Annotated in this window: 16 protein-coding genes; 7 read left to right on the forward strand and 9 right to left on the reverse strand. The window is 56.8% G+C overall.

Features of this window, described 5'->3' with window-relative positions:
- Nucleotides 1-129 precede the first annotated feature (129 nt).
- A complete protein-coding gene (locus FGS76_RS00005; protein ID WP_138770583.1) occupies nucleotides 130-489 on the reverse strand; it encodes a hypothetical protein in 360 nt (119 codons plus the stop codon).
- A 441-nt stretch (nucleotides 490-930) separates the two neighbouring features.
- Here FGS76_RS00005 and FGS76_RS00010 point away from each other — a divergent pair, with 441 nt between their 5' ends.
- From FGS76_RS00010 to FGS76_RS00020, 3 genes are all read left to right on the forward strand, one after another.
- On the forward strand, nucleotides 931-1119 hold the full coding sequence (locus FGS76_RS00010; RefSeq protein ID WP_205717139.1) for an AlpA family transcriptional regulator: 189 nt from the start codon (nucleotides 931-933) through the stop codon (nucleotides 1117-1119).
- A 108-nt stretch (nucleotides 1120-1227) separates the two neighbouring features.
- Nucleotides 1228-2154 (forward strand): metallophosphoesterase, encoded by a 927-nt coding sequence (locus FGS76_RS00015; protein WP_138770585.1) that lies wholly within the window; start codon nucleotides 1228-1230, stop codon nucleotides 2152-2154.
- Between the two features lie 23 nt (nucleotides 2155-2177).
- Nucleotides 2178-2990 (forward strand): hypothetical protein, encoded by an 813-nt coding sequence (locus FGS76_RS00020; protein ID WP_138770586.1) that lies wholly within the window; start codon nucleotides 2178-2180, stop codon nucleotides 2988-2990.
- A gap of 105 nt (nucleotides 2991-3095) precedes the next feature.
- On the opposite strand, the gene FGS76_RS00025 is transcribed toward FGS76_RS00020, so the two are convergent.
- Nucleotides 3096-4670: a DUF726 domain-containing protein gene (locus FGS76_RS00025; protein ID WP_138770587.1), complete on the reverse strand. Its 1575-nt coding sequence runs from the start codon at nucleotides 4668-4670 to the stop codon at nucleotides 3096-3098.
- Nucleotides 4671-4816: 146 nt separating this feature from the next.
- Nucleotides 4817-7600 (reverse strand): PKD domain-containing protein, encoded by a 2784-nt coding sequence (locus FGS76_RS00030; RefSeq protein WP_138770588.1) that lies wholly within the window; start codon nucleotides 7598-7600, stop codon nucleotides 4817-4819.
- A gap of 257 nt (nucleotides 7601-7857) precedes the next feature.
- Between FGS76_RS00030 and FGS76_RS00035 the strand changes: the two genes are divergently transcribed.
- Nucleotides 7858-8190 (forward strand): helix-turn-helix transcriptional regulator, encoded by a 333-nt coding sequence (locus FGS76_RS00035; RefSeq protein WP_138770589.1) that lies wholly within the window; start codon nucleotides 7858-7860, stop codon nucleotides 8188-8190.
- 2 nt (nucleotides 8191-8192) lie between these two features.
- Here the strand turns inward: FGS76_RS00035 and FGS76_RS00040 are convergent, their stop codons facing one another.
- Nucleotides 8193-8636 carry a hypothetical protein gene (locus FGS76_RS00040; RefSeq protein ID WP_138770590.1) on the reverse strand — a complete coding sequence of 148 codons (444 nt, stop codon included), beginning with the start codon at nucleotides 8634-8636 and terminating at the stop codon, nucleotides 8193-8195.
- A gap of 307 nt (nucleotides 8637-8943) precedes the next feature.
- Here FGS76_RS00040 and FGS76_RS00045 point away from each other — a divergent pair, with 307 nt between their 5' ends.
- The 3 genes from FGS76_RS00045 (at nucleotide 8944) to FGS76_RS00055 (ending at nucleotide 11036) form a co-directional block, all read left to right on the forward strand.
- Nucleotides 8944-9912, forward strand: a complete 969-nt coding sequence (locus FGS76_RS00045; RefSeq protein WP_240692324.1) for a helix-turn-helix transcriptional regulator — start codon at nucleotides 8944-8946, stop codon at nucleotides 9910-9912.
- Between the two features lie 112 nt (nucleotides 9913-10024).
- The gene (locus tag FGS76_RS00050) at nucleotides 10025-10738 is read left to right on the forward strand and encodes a hypothetical protein (protein WP_138770592.1); all 714 of its coding nucleotides are present in this window, start codon (nucleotides 10025-10027) and stop codon (nucleotides 10736-10738) included.
- Nucleotides 10739-10760: 22 nt separating this feature from the next.
- Nucleotides 10761-11036 (forward strand): hypothetical protein, encoded by a 276-nt coding sequence (locus FGS76_RS00055; protein ID WP_138770593.1) that lies wholly within the window; start codon nucleotides 10761-10763, stop codon nucleotides 11034-11036.
- A 471-nt stretch (nucleotides 11037-11507) separates the two neighbouring features.
- Here FGS76_RS00055 and FGS76_RS00060 read toward each other — a convergent pair whose 3' ends face one another.
- The 5 genes from FGS76_RS00060 to FGS76_RS00080 all read right to left on the reverse strand — a co-directional run bounded on the left by FGS76_RS00060 (nucleotide 11508) and on the right by FGS76_RS00080 (nucleotide 17652).
- Entirely contained in the window at nucleotides 11508-12224 is a 717-nt protein-coding gene (locus FGS76_RS00060) for a hypothetical protein (RefSeq protein ID WP_138770594.1), read from the reverse strand.
- Nucleotide 12225: 1 nt separating this feature from the next.
- Nucleotides 12226-15096: an HsdM family class I SAM-dependent methyltransferase gene (locus tag FGS76_RS00065; protein WP_138770595.1), complete on the reverse strand. Its 2871-nt coding sequence runs from the start codon at nucleotides 15094-15096 to the stop codon at nucleotides 12226-12228.
- 47 nt (nucleotides 15097-15143) lie between these two features.
- Entirely contained in the window at nucleotides 15144-15350 is a 207-nt protein-coding gene (locus tag FGS76_RS00070) for a hypothetical protein (protein ID WP_138770596.1), read from the reverse strand.
- Nucleotides 15351-16018: 668 nt separating this feature from the next.
- A complete protein-coding gene (locus FGS76_RS00075; RefSeq protein WP_138770597.1) occupies nucleotides 16019-16564 on the reverse strand; it encodes a hypothetical protein in 546 nt (181 codons plus the stop codon).
- Between the two features lie 197 nt (nucleotides 16565-16761).
- Nucleotides 16762-17652 (reverse strand): helix-turn-helix transcriptional regulator, encoded by an 891-nt coding sequence (locus FGS76_RS00080; protein WP_138770598.1) that lies wholly within the window; start codon nucleotides 17650-17652, stop codon nucleotides 16762-16764.
- Nucleotides 17653-17983: the final 331 nt, after the last annotated feature.

The raw sequence follows: 17983 nt of genomic DNA on the forward strand, positions 1-17983 counted from the left end.
TGCGGGGGCAATGGACTGTACCGCCGCCCACAGCGACGGGTATTCGCCACGGTGCTCCTGCACCAGGCGTACCGCTCGCTCTCGAACCTCAGGGGAAAACTTTTTGGATTTGGTCATGGCTCCATTCTCTCAGATACTGGAGCCTCCTCGATACCCGGGGCGGTTCACATAGCCTGCAAAGTAGCCCTTGGTGAGCAACGCGCAGGACTCCACCAGTCGTGTCTTCTCGTTGCGGATGCGCTTTATTAACCCCTGGCCGGTTTCCTGGCGTCGACTGATGACCAGTCGCTTCTTGTGGAGTAATTCGTCGAGCAGTTTGGTGACGTCCCGCAGAGCCTCTGCCGAATGCGGTGGATTCACGAGGTAGGTGGTGTCCGCGTTGTCGTTTGGGTTGTAGACGTCCAGACCCTTGTCTCGGGTTAGATGGAAGTGGCTTAGAGCATCAAGTTGGCGCTGCGCTTCAGGCGATATGTGGTGCTGTTCGCACATACCTGTCTCCAGATTCCGATGGTTTGTTGAGATCGCTGGGTAGTCAGAACAGGCCATTGAGGAGGGGGCTTTTACAGATAAGCGGGATAGAGAAGTCATCATTTATATTAATCGAAATTAAAGAATAGATAGGTCCTGACTTTTAATGCGCCTGTTTGGTTCTGAGAGCCCCATGAATGCTGGTTCCCCCTCTCTATACTATGGGGATCCGGTGTACGTTCTTACGCAGCGGGCCGGGCACTGGCAAAAGGCCTGGCCTGCCGTCGGGCATGGGCCGATATTGGTGCTGTCCGCTAAAGGGATAGAGTAAAATGCCGCTATTTCCGCTACCTGTAGCGGAAATAGCAGGTTTTCTTAAACAGGTACCGTGGTTTTCCGGTTTTGCGCTGATTGTCTGGCTGGCCATGTGCCCGGATTATGGAGAGGCACCGAATGCGATTCATGCGTCTATCGGAAGTGATTGCTATAACCGGGCTTTGCCGGTCCTCTATTTACAATCGAATGGCGCTCGGCCAATTCCCAAGATCCGTTTCTTTGGGTGGGCGCGCTGTTGCCTGGGTGTCGGACGAGGTCGACCAGTGGATGGCCGCCAGGATAGAGGAGCGGGATAGTCACAAAAACGGTGACTAATCTACTTTACCTGCTCCGATTCGCGACCTGTTCGTCCGTTCAGTCTTCACCCTCCACCGCCAACCGCCTAAGCTCTGCCCCGGACAGGACGTCATTTTGGGGGAAGTCGTGTACGACATTATTGGGGATATCCACGGTCACGCAGGGTCGTTGAAGCGGCTGCTGGATCGGCTGGGCTATGTGGAGTCCGCCGGCGTGTGGCGCCACCCTTCCCGCCGCGCACTTTTCCTGGGCGATTACATCGATCGGGGGCCGGAGCAGGTGGAGGTGGTGCGTATCGTGCGCGCCATGGTGGATGCCGGCGAGGCGCTGGCGATCATGGGTAACCACGAATTCAATGCCGTGGCTTGGGCTACGCCTGATCCGCACCAGCCCGGTGCCTACCTGCGCCCGCATTCCGCCAAGAACCGACACCAACACAGGGCATTTCTGGACCAGGTGGAAGAGGACTCCCGCCTCCACCGCGAGATGCTGGACTGGTTTCGTACCCTGCCGCTCTATCTGGAGCTCCCTGAACTGCGCGCCGTCCACGCCTGCTGGCACCCGGAGCAGCTCGGGCGCCTCAGGCCCTATTTGGACCGTGGCGGCCGGTTGCGCGACAACGCCTGGGTCGCCGCTGCCACCAAGGGCGAGCCTCTGTTCGAGGCGGTGGAAACCGTTCTCAAAGGCCTGGAGGTGGCATTGCCGGACGGCGCGGCTTTCCATGACAAGGACGGCCACCCACGCCGTGAGATCCGCACGCGCTGGTGGCTGGACTCGCCTGCCAGCTATCGAGACCTGGCTCTGGTTCCCGAGATCACCCTGGCCAGCGTCCCGGATACGCCCGTCGCCGATGGGCTGCTGCCTGGTTATGACGGCGAGAAGCCGGTTTTCATTGGTCATTATTGGTTGCGTGGCGAGCCGCGCCCGCTCACGGCGGACGTGGCTTGCCTTGATTATAGCGTCGCCGCCCGGCAAGGGGGCCGGTTGGCGGCGTATCGGTGGGATGGCCGCCACCCGTTGAGCTCGGAGAGGTTCACCTGGGTGGAGGCCTGATAAACGCCGCCGGACAGGCGGCAATGGAAGTTGATAACCATAAAAAGGAGAACGCAATGAAGGTGTTAAATGCACTCGGCAAAACGCTCTGGGCCGTGCCTCTGGTTGTGGGGCTGGTGGCCTGTGGTGGCGACAGTAGCGATTCGAACGGCATGCTGCCCGACACGAGCGACCCGGCGCCAGAAGGCTTTTACGCGGGGACCAGCGACCTTGGCGCGCAACTGATCGGCGTGGTGCTGGATAATGGTGATTACTACGTCCTGTACGGCGAGGACAGTGGCGGCATCTATCAGCTTCAAGGGGTTGTTCAAGGCCGGGGCACCGCTCGCGGGGACCGCTTCACTTCGTCAAACGCCCGAGACTTCAATTTCGTGGACGGCCAGGTATATGAAGGTAGCCTGGATGCGACCTTTACGCGCAAGCAGAACCTTACCGGTGAGGTCGTGGAGGACGGAAGCGGGGACGAGGTCGGGTTCAGCTTGGCCTATGAAGACAGTTACGAGCAGACTCCGGACCTGACCGAGGATGCTGGCACCTATGAGGGTACGGCCCTAAACCCGGGCGGCCAGGGCGATGCCGAGGTTGATATCGATACTCAGGGCAACTTCTCAGGCGTGGACGACTTCGGATGCACGTTCAACGGCACAGTGGCCCCTCGCGAAAGTGGCGACGTCTATAACCTGAACGTAACGTTTGAAGGTGGTACCTGTACCTATGATGGAGAGACACTGCAGGGCATCGCGATTGCGCAGGATGGGGATTTGATTGCCGTGGCGCCCACTGCGGATCGGACCGGCGGTATCTTCTTTATCGGTCAGATCCCGCCCGTGATTTGATCGTTGACCGGCCCCGTTCAACCGGGGGCGGCTACTTACTTTGCACGGCGAAGCCTCAGGCCGCTCTGCCATGAGAAAGCGGCTTACCCGCACGTACGAGTGAAGTTAGTTCACCTGCAGCCGAGCGAGCACTTCTTTCAGGTTGGGCTTCCAAGCGTTGTGCCCATCAATGAGGTCGGAAAAATCGATGTTCCGGACCGAATCATACGAGCAGGATGCGGGGCCGAGCCCAGCGGGCTTCGAAAGGCCTGCGTTCGCACCTTGATACAGAAGCTGGAGCACCCGGTCTCTATTGGAGTAGCAGTTATAAATTCCCTCCGAGACCGCAGACGCAGCCGAATCCCAGGATTCCACATCAGTTCGTCCAACCGCGCCACCCATGAGAATGACTTTATCAACAAAGCGTTTCTCGGGATCTTTGGTGGCCAGGGCCAGCAGCGCAAAGAAAACCACGCGGGCACCCAGAGAGTGACCCATGAGTGTGAATGTCTGCCCTTCTGTGCGGCTTATGGCTTCGGCTAGCAAAGTGCCGGCCTTCTCGGCGTTTAGCATCGCTGAGTGCCAAGGATTGCTGGCGAGCTCGCTAACCGTGAGAGCATTGGTCACAAAAGACAGCCTTTTGGCTACTTGTTTGGAAGCCAAGCCGGCTGCTTTGGCGGCCACAGACCCCGACAACCAGTGCCCGCCAGTGCCTGAGAAGGTCTTACCTAGTTTAAGCAGTGTTTTGGATTCCCAGGACAAATACCAAAGCCCACTGTCCTCGGAATAACCTTCCAGACCTTCGCACCAGTCATGGCCGTCTTTATCTTCCTCCGTCATAAAGCCGTTTACGACGACTATCCGGTGGCCGCTGTCCTTTACGGGAGCCCGCCGATAAAAAAAGTCGTAGTCCGGGATGTCCTTAAGGTAGGAATTGGCGATGCCGAAACCGGCACGCCCCCCCAACCCCGCTCCGGTCGCTGTGATAATACTCAATCCCGCTGGCCCGATGGCGGACAACGAGGCACTGGTGAGCGCTGCGCCACTCAGGCTTGAAATTGCCGTTCCTGTACTGGCGGCCCCCAGAATGCCGGCGGAGCCCAGAGCCGCTGCTATACCGGGAGCCACCACGGCAGCGCCGGTGCCCACAGCCGCCACGCCACCAACGATCATGCTCGCGTTCTTGGCGAGTCCGTAGAGGTTGCGCGATTTGGGCTCCATCAATCGCCTGAACTCACCGAGCTCTCTGATTTTATCGTGGGCGCGCTCGAAGTTCGGTATGCTGCCGTCATGTTCCGCGCAAAGCTCGTGGTTCCAGTTATCTTTTAAGAGCTTGGCTATCCTGCTTTTCTTATTTTCGGATGGCTCTGAATCCTCTGTCTTTGAGGCAGCTTTGGCCATGTTCTTACAGTGCCGGCACCGTATTGTATTCAGCTCACAGTTTTGACAGACGTATGTAGATCGGCCCACGGTGCGTTTAACGCTTAAAACATGATCGCCATAGGTGCCGCACCAAGAGCACCATGAGGTGAGGGTCTTGGCCGGTTCCTCTGTGACCTTGTCACGAACACCTTCATAGACTCCGTCCACGGAGTTCCTGCCGATCTCGTAGGCGCCTTCCGCGCGGTCCTTTGCTTCATCGTAGACTTGGCCAGCGGCCCGTTGGGCAGCAGTTAGGCCTTTTTTGGCTTTATCGAGCACGATTTATCCCCCTGTGGAGTACTCACTGGATTATTATTGGCTTCTTTTAAAGACCGAAAAATATAGCTCTGGTGTCCACCGTTATCAAATAGAGGTCGGTACGTAGCGGTTAGGGCCCCATGCCAGTGGCATGAGGCCTATCACTGCTAGCGTAAATTAAGGGTGTAGCGGCTACTGAAGGCGTCGCCGGTCTCATCCACCCGGAAGGCGAACTCGACCTGCACGGACGCGTCAACGTGCTCCACCAGCAGGCTGAACGACAGCGTCTCATCGGCCTCGATGGTTTGCCCGCTGCTGATTCCGGAGAAGCGAGCGTTCAGGCCGGCCGGTAAAGGCCCGCCGTCGACTCTTGTCACCTGGACATTCCTGAGGCTATAGCTCTGGCCTTGGGCTTCCAGTCGGAACCGGGCCAGCTCGATGGTGCCGCAGGTGCCGGCACAGGTCCGGTTGATGGAGCTGTTACTGGTGTAAGGCAGGCCCACGTTTCTCCAGGAGGGAGGATTGAACACATCGCCTTCGTCGTATTGCTCCATGGCCAAAGCCGGTTCCAGAACGGTGATGCGGACGGTGTCTTCCTCGCTGTTGGCCTCCCCGTCATTCACGGTCAGCTTGGCCACGTAATCCCCCGCCACATCGGGTGTGAAGGAGGGGCGCGCCGTGGCGGCATCGCGTAATGACACCCCGCTGCCGGCGGGCAGGCTGCTCAGTGACCAGGCGTAGGTCAGGGTGTCGCCATCGGCGTCGGAGCTGCCGCTGCCGTCGAGCTCAACGCGGTTGCCGGTGTAGACCGTGGCATCTGCCCCGGCGTCGGCAACCGGAGCGCTATTGGCGGTTTCCGAGGTCACCTGGACCCGGTCAGTGCCTTCCAGCTCACCGTCGTCGACCACCAACTCCAGCACATACGTACCGTCCAGGTCTGGGGTGAACGCAGGCGTGGCAGAGGCCCCATCCACCAGTGTCGCGGCGCTCCCGGATGGCCGGGAGACAAAGCTCCACTGATACACCAGAGTGTCGCCGTCCGCATCGCTGCTGTTTGAGCCATCCAGAGTGACAAGCGTGCCGGTCATGGCATTCTGGTCACGGCCGGCGTCGGCCACTGGCGCCGTATTGGCTTCCGCAGCGGTCACGGTGATTCGATCCTCCGCACTGTCCTTCTCGCCATCGTTGACGACCAATGCTACGAGGTAGCTGCCAGCGACATCAGCGGTGAAGGTTGGGGCCACGGCGTCGGTGTCGGAGAGGGTGGCCGCGCTGCCACTCGGCGTGGATACGAAACGCCAGGTATAGGTGAGGGTGTCGCCGTCCGCGTCGCTGCTGGCACTGCCATCCAGGGTAACGGTTGTCCCCGCTACCACCGCCTGATCGGCGCCGGCATCAGCCACCGGCTTCACGTTAGCGCGGGTGGCCGTGATGGTCGTTGTCTGCGCAATGCTGTCGAGCTCCCCATCATTGACAACCAGTTCCAGCACGAAGGTGCCGGGCTGATCCGCAACGAACTCCGGGGACGCGCTGCTGGGATCGCTCAAGGACGCGGAACTGCCGTCGGGCCGGCTGACGAAGCGCCATTGGTATGACAGCTCGTCACCGTTCGCATCGGAGCTGGCGGACCCGTCCAGTCGCACGGTCTCACCTTCCACCACCTCCTGGTCGTCGCCAGGGTCGGCGATGGGCGCAGCGTTACGCTCGGTGGCAGTGACCGTAACCCGGACTGCTTCGCTCTCATCCTCGCCATCGCTGACCACCAGGCTGATCACGTAGCTGCCGGGCAGATCCGCCTCGAAAGACGGCGCCATGGTGTCAGCGTCCTCCAGGGACGCCAGGCTGCCATCGGGAGTGGACACAAACTGCCACTGATAGGTCAGCCGGTCACCATCCGCATCCTGGCTGTCCTGACCGTCCAGCGTGACCCGGTCGCCTGCGACAACGGCTTGATCGGCGCCGGCATCCGCGACGGGCACCGAGTTTGCTTCCGCAGCGGTAACGGTCACGTTATCGGGGGGGCCGTCGGCTTCCCCATCGTTGACGATCAGTTCAATCACGTAATCACCGGCGGCGTCCGCCTGGAAGCTGGGCCGAGCGGTCTCGGTATCACCCAGCGTGGCGGCGCTGCCACCAGGGCGTGACACGAAACGCCAGTGATAGCTGAGGGCGTCGCCGTCCGCGTCGCTACTATTGCTGCCATCCAGGGTCACGGTGTCACCTTCGACGACGTTTTGATCCGATCCCGCGTCCGCGACCGGAGCGCTGTTGGCAGTGGTGGCCATAATGACGACCTCATCCGCGCTGCTATCGACCAGGCCGTCGTTGACCACCAGGGCGAGGCGATACTCGCCATCCTGATCCGGCGTGAAGGAGGGCTGGACGGTGTCCGCTTCCTGCAGGTCTGCGGTGCTGCTCGCGGGGCGGTGGGTGAAGGACCACTGGTAGGTCAGGGTATCGCCATCTGCGTCGCTGCTGTCGCGGCCGTCGAGCTGGACGGCTGCTCCCGTGGCGACATTCTGATCCGGCCCGGCATCCGCGACCGGGGCGCTGTTTTGGACGGCAGCCACCACCTCAACCGAAGCGGCTTCGCTATCGGCCTGGCCATCGTTGACCACCAGGGTGACGACATAGCGGCCCGCCGCGTCCGCAGGGAACCGGGGTTTGGGAGTACTTACTTCCGTCAGCGTGGCGGCGCTGCTCTCCGGTAGCGTGGTGATTTCCCAGTGGTAGCTGAGAGTATCGCCGTCGGGGTCCCGGCTGGCACTGCCATCCAGCGTGACGGTGTCGCCGACTTTGACGTTCTGATCGGCCCCAACCTGAGCAACCGGGGCGTTGTTTGAGGTGCCGGAACCGCCGTCTGGCGCAGGCGCGCTCGAATCCGAGCCCCCGCCACCGCAACCGCTCAAAATCAGGCCCGTAAGCAGGCCGTAACCGATCCTTCGAATCATTGTTATTGCTCCCTATTTTATTGCGTTTCGGGTTTCAGTTATGCGCCGGCCGGGCTCAGCCCGGGCGCACGAACCCATGCCGGGAGTTCCCGGTTGGGTTAGGAGTGCTCTCGGATGCTCTGATATGAGCGGCGGGTCACAATCCCCAAACTCTAAAAGTATGGATTTACCACACATTAAGAGTCAAGATAACCTGTACGACAGAGGTTCGGGCGTGCCGTACTTTGTGAGGGCTGATCGATACCGAGGCCCCGCTCATGTCAGGTTTCCAGGAACGTCTCAAGTCCGCTCGACAGCGGTTGGGTTTGACCCAGGAAGCGCTGGCCGAGGAGCTTAATGTCACTAAAGCGTCCGTCTCCGCATGGGAGAACGGCCGCGAGAAGCCAGGCTTCCGGTTGCTGCCGAAGCTCAGGGTTGTTCTTGATGTCTCTTTGGACGATCTGATCTGCGGCCTGGATGCCGACCGAGAATTGCCGACCGAGCAGCCCTTGGTCGCCCGCAATGAAGGTGAAGCCGATCTGCTAAAGGCCTATCGCAAACTTCCCGCTAAGCGACGCAAGGCTTGGCTCGAGCTGCTTGGGAAGGGCTGACATCACTTGTCAGTTCCAGCACCAGGTTCAGCCCGGGCGCCGAAAAAGCGATCCACCAAATAGCGGATCACCGCATCGGCTTCTTTCTCGTCGGGCAGCTCGCCGTCGTTCAGAATCAAGTGGTAACCCAGCAGTTCGCCAAACTGTGTCACCACTTCCTCTTCGAAAGGGCGGTCGGGCCAAGCCACGTCCCGCAAGCGATCGCGACTGAGCAACCAAAGCCGATCCAAATAGCCGCAACTTTGAGTAATGAGCTCAGCTCGGCTCTCCTTCCAGCGCAGGAGCACATGCTTACGTCGCTCTGGATTGCGCGAGGAGACCATGAGCCCCTCGTAGAGGAAAGCGCCCCAGACCGCCGCCAGTGGGCGCGGTACGTGCTCCTCCCGCAAATCCACGGCATCGCTGGCCTGTTCCGTGGTATGGGGTCGATTCAAGTCCTTTGTCATTGCTTTCCTAACGCTGGTTGTCCGTTTCGCAGGGGGCGTGGGCCAATTGGGTTCGCCGCAGTGGGGGTGCGATCCAGGCTTGGGTTCATAAAGCATCGCTCTTTGCCTTCTACTGTTCATTACGTTTTGGTGTAATTGCCGTCCGCTGATCGTTGTCGGCGGGCGCGACATCGTTTGACCGCGATAACCCGAGTATGGATAGCGGGGCGACAGTATCTGTCGCAGCGGTCGAGATACTAAAAACATGGGAATTATGGGGATTTGTTGTATGCCGGCTAGCGCCTCTATCAGTAATAAAACTTTCCGGATGCTGGCTTTGCTGCATGCGTTGCCCCGGGCACCGAGGAAGGCCACCAGCGCGGAGCTCCAAGAAAAGCTGGCGAACGATGGTCACGAAATCAGCAAGCGCTCGGTGGAGCGTTACCTCGAAGAGTTGAGCGCGTCCCACGAGTTTGGGGCCATGCTTCGGTGTGATGACGCCTCGCAGCCCTACGGCTGGTCGATCCACAGTGAGCGCAATCTCTCCATCCCCGGCATGGATGCACAAATGGCGGCCACCTGGGACCTGGTTCACCGCTATCTGAAGCCTCTAATGGCGAAGGACGCGCTGGAGAAGCTCGATCCGGTGTTTCGCGAAGCCAGAAGCTGGTTCGAGAAGCACCGGCCCATTGGCAAACGGTACTGGTCGGACAAAGTCGCCTATGTGCCCCGGGGCTTTGCGTTGCAGCCGGCCAAGGTGGCGCCGGGTATCGCGGATCAGGTCTATGACGCCCTCCACCGCAACCGGCAGATGGACATTTGGTACAAGGACAACTCCGAATCTCAGCGCGTCCACCCGTACGCGCTGGTCGATCGCGGCGCGGTACGCTATCTGGTGGTGAGATTCTGGCAGTACGAGGACTACCGGCACTTGGCGCTGCAGCGGCTCCGGAAAGTCAGGGTGCTCGACGATGAGGTCGAGAGAGCGGGGGATTTCGATCTGGACCGTTATCTCCGGGATAGCCAGATGAATCTGCCGTACGGGGAGAGCATTGAAGTCGTGCTGAACTTCAAGGGTCGGGCCGGCGACCACCTCTACGAGACACCGATTAATGCCAGCCAAAGCTTGCAGAAACTCGACGACGGCACTCTTCTTACGGCGCACCTTGAACACACGCAGGAGCTGGTGTGGTGGATCCTGGGCTTCGGTGCGAGCGTAGAAGTGGTCGAGCCGCACGGCCTTCGGGAAGAAGTCGCTGACGAGGTCCTGCGCGCGCAGCAGCTGTATAAAAAGTAGCCGCCCGAGCGGAGCAGCCGACACAAGGGCTTCCTGGCCGAAAAGATATGTTTGCAATGTATCAATAATGGATATATTGTTAATGTATCTTAACTGCTCGGGAAGCATTCCAATGTTTGACGAATTGTTGTTCAAGGTCGATGGCATCTTTACGGCGGACGACCTGGTAAACGCAGTTGATGCGGGCTTTCAACACATGGAGGAGGCCGGTTACTTCACTAAAAGCGTGCCTTCGAGAGATCAACTTCTGGCTGCTCATTCGTACGCCTTCGGCGGCGAGCTCCCTCCTCAAGGTGATGACAAACCTTCGCTTTTCCCTGGATGGCACATGGATGACTGGCTGAGCGATGCGCTCAAGTTCGTCGGTGTTCTTGAGCCCCTGATCGAGCTCAGCGGTGGACCTGGTGAGCACCAGTCCCTCCTTCTACAGACCATTTGCGGCCTTTACGCTCGGGCCAAGCTGGACTGCTGGCTCGCCGGCAATCCGATGGAACTGCCAGACCATCCGCGAGGGGCCATCTTTCCATTGCTTGGATTCAACCTGGATTTGGATGAGATGAACTCGCTATCAGTGCTCGGCCTGCCGGAAGAAGATCTTTCGATCCGGGAAGTGGCGCTGCTGGCGGGGCTTAGTGAAATCACCGTAAGAAACGCCGCCTCTCCATCCCGTGGTGAAGAGTTGACGCTCCGGCGGACCAGTTATCGGGGGCGCGTTGGTAGCCGTTCAAGAAGCATGAGTCGTTCGGTGGCATCACCAAGGGATGCGTTGACCTACCTGCTAAAGCAGAAACGCTTTACGCCTACCCACTCGTCCAACGAATCATAATCAGGTCTTAAAGGAGATAGTCATGAAGAAGTTGTTGCGATCCGTCGAGGGTGCAAACCGTTCAGGTAAGAAGTGCCATCCCGTTTCACTTCGAGACGGGCGCTATGTGATCTATGCCGGACCGACCACCCGCGACACGGTAAAGGTGACGGCAAGCGAGCTGATAGAGATGCTAGAAGTCGGGCTTTTGGATGACAAAGGAACCATCCGCATGGCGCAGGCGGACGGTAGTCCAGCTTATGCACCCGGTGCGTTGAGGCCTTTGCGTGTTAACGGAGTGAGATTCCCAGCGATGTGAGTAGATTTTGCTTAGATGTTCACCTTTAAACAGGTGGGCGCGTTTTGTGTCCATCCTTTTTTCCTTCATCATGACTCCAGCGCCGCACTTCGCTGGACTACGGCTAAGCTTGCTATAGAAAGGTTGTCAATAACTTCGGCGAAATTACCTACACCATTGCTTCCCGAAACTTGGCCGGGGCCCCACTAAGCTCCTAACCTGCTCCTAGAAACGGGGCTTTCCAAGGAGCCAGTCCAGCTATCGCCAAGATTAGGCCCACTAAGTCTGAAATCGGCCCGGTGAAATCCAGACGCAGCCCGTCGAGCTCCGTGGCCTCTTCGCCCCGGATACCGTTGCGAAATCACACCTTCCGGTTGCGAAATTCTGAAGGTCCAGTACCGGAAGAACTCCGAGTGGGCGGTATATGGTATGGAGTGAGTGAAAGATGATCCTTAGACGGGCACTATTTACCAATTATCCAGTTTGAAAAATTCACATCTCTATCCAAAGATGGTCAATTCTAATTTTTTTCAACCCTAGTCCACGCATATGAGTAGACCGAAATAAAGCTGTTTTAGATACAGAGTCTTGACTAGTCATAATGAGCTTATCTTCGAGTGACCAGTCACCTTCCAAGGACATTTCTAATTCGTCAATCCATCGATCAAGTTGCTTAGCCCAAGTCCGGATATCTTTTTCCTGTATATATGCAACCATCACGGCTCTAACATGCGCTGAGGCATGGTGGCCAACTTTAAATCGATGGATGCCTCCAGTGCTGCTAAAGCTACTGTAAATATATTCTCTTCGATCACGTTTGCTTCCAGGAGGAGTTGGCAATCGTTTGCATTCGATCGGTAAGAGTGTTTGATATTTCGTGTACTGTCGCCCTTCGATCCAAATCACAGCCCCGCTTGGTGCCACGGCAAGGTCTATTTCGCGACCGGCGCCGACTTCATCGGGTTCTTCTCGTTTGAACTGAAGAAAATCCCAGCCGGGAGTGTGTCGACTCACACTTGCAAGGTGCGAGCAAAGCTGCGAGGTCAGACCATTCTCGTTGCTATGACTTGGTCTCATGGGATCATCACGCCAAGCAGGCAACTCAGCTCCAATAAACTCGATCAAAGAGTCGAACCATTCACCTTTAAGATGGACTTCGGGATCGAGAACCCCTGAATATGATTGAATTTCGGCTTCATCCGCAAGCAAGTCAAAACCCCTGTTCACGAAGGTCTGCGAGAACGTCATCGGCGTCACGAAGCGCGATTGAACGCATCCAAAAGCGATGACGATCTGGCTTTAGAAGAAACAGAAAGTTCTTGTCGTATAATCGAGTAATGCGCGTAACGGTGAGGCTGGATCCTCGTCGCTGATAAAGAAGAGCATCCAGACGATCACGCAGCTCGCCGGCGCCTGACCAATCCACCGTTCCATCACCAAATGCGTATGCTTTGCAAATGGCGCCTGGCCATTGCTCTGAAGGAAGTGCCTGAAGTTGGCCTTCTCCATAGACTCCATTGATCTGCGAAACAAGAACGCGATCAAACGCTTCAAGGGCGTCTGTCGAAACTTTCTGCATCGCAGGAGAGCTGGTGCCGAGTCTGATGAAATCACGCTGGAACGATACGATATCTTCCGCAATAATTTTCTCATTGGCACTTAAGTCTAGATCCCTTTCTTCTGGATAGGGGATGGAAAAAATATCAGCATTAAATATAGAGGTGGCTCGTTGCGTAAAGAGGCGAGAACTTATTCCGGCAACATAGGCGCGTAATGCAACTGACTCCTTTTTAAGCCAGTTGGCGATCTGCGAAAGCTCCTCGGGGTCGTCAGGGGCGGAAAAGCCAACGATTTCGTTCTTGTAAGTCAAATAACCGTCTTTCCATACATCAAAATAAAGATTTTCGTGCTCCTTAATGAGAAGAAGAGGAGCGGCAAAGCGATTGGCTGACTTAGGGTCTTTGACTGGATCGTCTGGAACGTCGATTATAAGGGAGCGATCAATGCCTTTAGCCCCCAGCGCTTGAGTGGGCAGCAACGGCTTACCAATCAAATGCTGAGTATTGTCGGAACTGTTTTTTTGCCCACCAAAATATCCTTCGCCAAAATCCCAGCCTCTCTCGGTGGCAAACTCTTTTAACGTTTTATAGCCGCGCAAACGGGTAATCATTTCATGGACGCGATTACCTCCTAGTAGGTTCGCTCGCCAAATATCCTGCGAGCAGGTTGCATCTGCGTTGCGTAGCCAGTGCAAATCGTAATAGTCTATATCGAAGCCCTGCTCAGCGGTGGCACGTCCATTTCGTCGAAAGACCGCATGTAGAACGCGGCCGTCTGGCTTAGAACTTGTTGCCTCGGCAATGACAATAATGATCTTGGGGTCTGCACCCCCTTTTTTGAAAAGTCCCCGAACTGATACAAAGTCTAAAATCTCACGCGTCTTCCAGCGACTTAAAAAAGATCGGCGGAACGAGAGCGAATGCTGGTTGTAGAGAAAGCCTGCTGGTTCGACCATTGCCAGCACGCCATTTTCTTCCAACATCTCCATTGCTTCATGGAGAAAGAGGTATGCCAATTGCTTGTCCGCGAGATAATCATGTTTTTTCTTATAAGAATCGTAGCAACGTCGAGCGCCCTCTGTTGTGAGAGACGACGCAAACGGTGGGTTTCCAACAATGACTGAAATTGGTGATTTTACCAGCTCCATTTGCTTCGCATCGAAAAAACAACTGTGGTGAAGAGTGACGTCGGCGAGCGGCGGGAATAGTTTAACGCTGGAGCGAATTTCTTCCGGCTGTAGCGCGTCACAAAGGCTGAGGCAGAGGCTAAACGCAGCAAGCTCAATGGCGCCGTCTTCAACATCAATGCCATGAACTCGCTCCAACAGTGAGCGCAAGTCATTTATGCTTGGGCGAACCCAGTCGTTGCGCCAACGCCAGTGCAGAACTAGTCGCTTGTAGGCCTCGACAAGAAAGACGCCAGACCCGCACGCTGGATCGAGGATCACACCTTCTCCAGCTGTTAGCTCGTCAAGCTTATCCCAACTCAACGTTTCTTCCAGCATAAGCCGAACTAAGGCCGGTGGTGTATAGATAGAACTTGATGCGTCTTTTACGAACAGTTGGTAGATATTGCTGATCAGCTCTATGGGCAGATCACGAAATGAATACAGACGCCAAAGACTCATCTGGCCATTTCCGTCTTCATATCCCTCGACCAGCCGGGCGTAGTTTACAAGCTCAGTATTGTTTACCAGTGACAAGTGTTCTTCTTTTGTGAGGCGAAATACATGGCCATTAAACCGTTCTTCCAGCGCTATAAGAAGTCTGGACAGCGCTTGGCCATCACCTAGGACCTCAAAAAAGCGTTTAGTTCCTCGACGCACCTTTTCAAAGTCAGAAGGCAGAAGAACTGAGCGCTCTTCAAGGTAGGCAATGAGCAACGAGAGAATAAGAAGCTTTCGGCTTAGCTGAGGTGCAAGTAGCTTCCTTTCCGATAGACTTGCTGCTAATGCTCTGACAGCCTCAACCAGGGTACGATGCGCGGCCTTCTGTGCGGAAAGCATGAGCTTACAGACTTCTGGGTCATCCCAGATTGTTCCGTTTCGTATTCTGTTGGCGTCCCACCATGCGTCCTCAGCGGCTATCTGTGCACCTATGGCAAGGGTGCGCACCGGCTCGCAAATCTGAGTGCCATCTTTGCCAACGAAATCCGGTGCGTGGGCGCAACGAAAGAGCTGAACAGAGCCAGGTAGTACTCGGTAAACGAGAGGGATGGCACCCCAGCTCCATAGGCGTTTATGCAGTTCGGCAAAGCCGGGATCATCTGGGTCATCACCAGAGTCGAATATAAAAGCTTGGGCAACAGGCGCCCTACCATGGCGGGAAGCCTCAAAAAAAACTGCACGCGCGCCATAGGAGCGCGCCTTTTCCATAATAGAAACTTCTTCCGGAGGCCTTCCTCTGTAATCGTAATCGCTGACGGTGACCAGTCCGTCAATATGGGATACGCGCCGGCCATCACCAGCCGGGAGCAACCAATCGACTGACGCTTGTGAGGCGCAGGGTTCGTCAAGTGTCATTTGGGGCACCGTTGAACTGAGATCGCCTGATTTTGGCAGACAGGGCCTTATTCATTAGCCTGGCCATTGTTCTGTTTTTTTTGTGACAGAAAAAAACCTTCTTTAAGAAGATCTGTCATGCTAATCCCTTGAGCGACCGCAAATCCTTTGAACTGTTTCTTGAATTCTGGGCTGACTTTGAAATTGAGCGATGCTCCTTTCTCAGCTTCTGCTACAGATTCACCGCTCTGTGCGGATGTCTTGCTGCTAGTCATTGGGCGATCTCCACTCAGTGCCTGGCCCTCATGCAAAAGAAAGGCAGGGCGATTCTGCCATATTTCTGGCTTTCAAGAAAGACAGAAAACCAGAAAGGCAGAAGGTATGGTGGCCCGTCCACCTTTGCCGCGAAGTGTTACACCGTTACCTTTATAAAGGCATGCCGCCATTGCAATCGACCGAACCAACAATGGCTCCGCTCGTTATTGGTGGAGTGTGCATCCCGGATCACAGCCCGCGCCCGACGGCGTCTCGCCTCTCTTGGGCTGCCATCCGTGACGCATTTGCCGGGCCTGCGAACTCTGCTTGCGTGTGACTGGCACATTGAGCCGGTTGCTGGCCGTCAAGCTAGAGGAAGAAGTGGTTACGGTGGTGGCCGGGGAGGGCGAGCACGGGGCGCGGGCGGCACCTCTCCTACGATGCCGGTGTTGATTGAGGGCTATCCGCGCAACCTGATGCTGGCCTTGCAGCGCCGGGAGCATACAGGGGGACGGTCAGACCTATGGGACCCCGGCCTGGTGCTGTAGAGCCACCGCTTTTGTTATGCGTTTAGTAGCATCCAGTCGCCCCGGGAAACCGCTGGGCGCCTTCTATGGCGCCTCTATCAGCCATTTTTTCTATCAGCAAGTGATCCCGAAACGCCTTTTAACGAGGTGGGTATTGGTTTCTAATCTGCTTCTAACCCATACAAATCTAGTAGGCGTTGGTTGTCTTCAAGCCAACGATTGAAGCGAATCTTCAGGTCGTCAATATTAGGGTTGTCGACGCCTATCCAGTCGCATCGCTGGTAAACAGCGCGCTGGTACGCCCCCCATATCCCGTACCGCCGCATGGAAAAACTCTTCTTCCGGCCCTGCTGCGCGGTCACCGTGATGTTCCAGTCTAGGGATTTGCCTCTTTGTACCGGCCGGATTCCGACCAGGCCGAATGGATTGGCCTCAGTTTTCTCGGTGAACAGCTTCAGAGGGCGCTGGTCGCCCATGGCGGCTTTGACTTCTGGAAGCGTAAGTTGCTCGTCCCTCCAGGCTTTTGCGGCTGCAAAAGCTGCATCTTTACCGCCGTGCTTCCGGTCTCTGAAATCTTTCCTTCTGAGCTTTCGATCGCCCTCCGAGTCCAGATGCGGGATGACACAGAACCAGAGTGCCGGGCTGTGCAATCTATAAAGATATAAAAACGGGTGAATGTGGGGAGGGCGTTTAACTAGCCTTTCCATAGCTCTAACTTCCGTTGGATCGGTATGTTGTTCTTTTTCATGGGGGATTGCCGCTCATCGCCTCTATCGGGATAGAGGTCACCTCTCGGGCCGACCATGGTGGCGAAAAGCTATCAGACGATTAGAAAATGATCTAATGGAGATTAATCAATAAACAGACCGGAAGGTCATGTTTATGCAGTATTTAGAAGGGCGAATTAATCCGCCATGGTGATCCAGCGTTCAATGTCCTGCAGGTTCTGAACGACGATTTGCTGCGCTTGCGGCGAGCGCTGTTCTGCCGGCAGGTCCACGCGGAGCTGCTGCAACAGATAACTGACCAGGGCGCCCCGAGTCTCAATCTTCAGTTGCTGGCGGACCATGCCGTAGTCCCTGGCGATCAACGCGCGCTGGGCGTCGGTGAGGCGCGGATCCGGCGTCAGGCGCACCGCCACCCGGGCACACCAGGCTGCATCGTCCTCGACGCCGCGGTCTGCCGGCAGAACCAGCTCCGGTCGATCGCTGATGCGGCTGAGCACGAAGTCTCTGAAGTCGCCGTTCTTCTCGCACCAGGCCCGTACATGCCAGCGGAAACCGGTATGTACCACGGTGTGCGGCTGGATCACCCTGAACTCGGGCTCAGGGTTCGCCAGCGAGGCGTACTCAATCTCCACTCGCTTCTTTTCCCGACAGGCCTGCAGTACCGGGCGCAACACCTCGGGACGCAGATCCCGAGCCGGCGGCAGCAGCACCTCGGTATTGAGCTCCCGTACCGTCAACGATTCGAGTGAGCAGGCCAGGTCCTCCCGGGCGTGCATCATCTGCAGGTATTCATCCGCCACGCCTCGGGTGAACACCGGTCGGAAGTCCTCGGCGGGCCGGTAGCCCTTGAGGAAGCGGTCGTACTCCAAGTTGCCAGGCCCATAGTCGACCAGATAGGTGTTGATGTCCTTGCTGGCCTGCTGCCGGCCGATACCGAAAGCCCGCTTCAGATGATTGGTGGTCAGCCGTCCTTCCCACAGCGCCACCACCTCGATCAGACGGTAGCGCAGCAGCAAATCCCAGCGCACCGGCCATTCGCCGGCACTCTTTCGCGCGGTACGGACCATCCCCGTCTCCTGCCTGAAAATACGACATGTTCATGTAGCCAGTATAGCCATGTCAATAGTAGCGCCATATATTGGTGCGTGTCACGGACGGAGACTTGAGGCAAGGACGCCAATATTTCATGACTTACCTAACGGGCTGGCATGAAGTAAAGGTTGTGATAAGGTTCTCAAAAAAGGCCGGAACACCGGTTTAAACGCGGCAGCACGCCGTGCCGCCCTATATTGGGCTGGAGGGGTAATGGAAAGGGTAATTCAAGGATTGAAGACGTTCTGGCACGCGGGGAAGAATTGTGGTTCCTCAGGATCGAGATCCTGTCCGCGTCCAATACGA

Origin of the sequence: Alloalcanivorax gelatiniphagus (assembly GCF_005938655.1) — a bacterium.
Classification (GTDB): Bacteria; Pseudomonadota; Gammaproteobacteria; order Pseudomonadales; family Alcanivoracaceae; genus Alloalcanivorax; species Alloalcanivorax gelatiniphagus.

What these genes read in the sequence shown, in the direction of transcription:
- FGS76_RS00020 (WP_138770586.1), top strand. Translation starts at nt 2,178, where the DNA reads ATGGAAGTTGATAACCATAAAAAGGAGAACGCAATGAAGGTGTTAAAT.
- FGS76_RS00010 (WP_205717139.1), top strand. Translation starts at nt 931, where the DNA reads ATGCGTCTATCGGAAGTGATTGCTATAACCGGGCTTTGCCGGTCCTCT.
- FGS76_RS00065 (WP_138770595.1), bottom strand. Translation starts at nt 15,096, where the DNA reads ATGACACTTGACGAACCCTGCGCCTCACAAGCGTCAGTCGATTGGTTG.
- FGS76_RS00040 (WP_138770590.1), bottom strand. Translation starts at nt 8,636, where the DNA reads ATGACAAAGGACTTGAATCGACCCCATACCACGGAACAGGCCAGCGAT.
- FGS76_RS00050 (WP_138770592.1), top strand. Translation starts at nt 10,025, where the DNA reads ATGTTTGACGAATTGTTGTTCAAGGTCGATGGCATCTTTACGGCGGAC.
- FGS76_RS00030 (WP_138770588.1), bottom strand. Translation starts at nt 7,600, where the DNA reads ATGATTCGAAGGATCGGTTACGGCCTGCTTACGGGCCTGATTTTGAGC.
- FGS76_RS00035 (WP_138770589.1), top strand. Translation starts at nt 7,858, where the DNA reads ATGTCAGGTTTCCAGGAACGTCTCAAGTCCGCTCGACAGCGGTTGGGT.
- FGS76_RS00045 (WP_240692324.1), top strand. Translation starts at nt 8,944, where the DNA reads ATGCTGGCTTTGCTGCATGCGTTGCCCCGGGCACCGAGGAAGGCCACC.
- FGS76_RS00070 (WP_138770596.1), bottom strand. Translation starts at nt 15,350, where the DNA reads ATGACTAGCAGCAAGACATCCGCACAGAGCGGTGAATCTGTAGCAGAA.
- FGS76_RS00005 (WP_138770583.1), bottom strand. Translation starts at nt 489, where the DNA reads ATGTGCGAACAGCACCACATATCGCCTGAAGCGCAGCGCCAACTTGAT.
- FGS76_RS00075 (WP_138770597.1), bottom strand. Translation starts at nt 16,564, where the DNA reads ATGGAAAGGCTAGTTAAACGCCCTCCCCACATTCACCCGTTTTTATAT.
- FGS76_RS00055 (WP_138770593.1), top strand. Translation starts at nt 10,761, where the DNA reads ATGAAGAAGTTGTTGCGATCCGTCGAGGGTGCAAACCGTTCAGGTAAG.
- FGS76_RS00080 (WP_138770598.1), bottom strand. Translation starts at nt 17,652, where the DNA reads ATGGTCCGTACCGCGCGAAAGAGTGCCGGCGAATGGCCGGTGCGCTGG.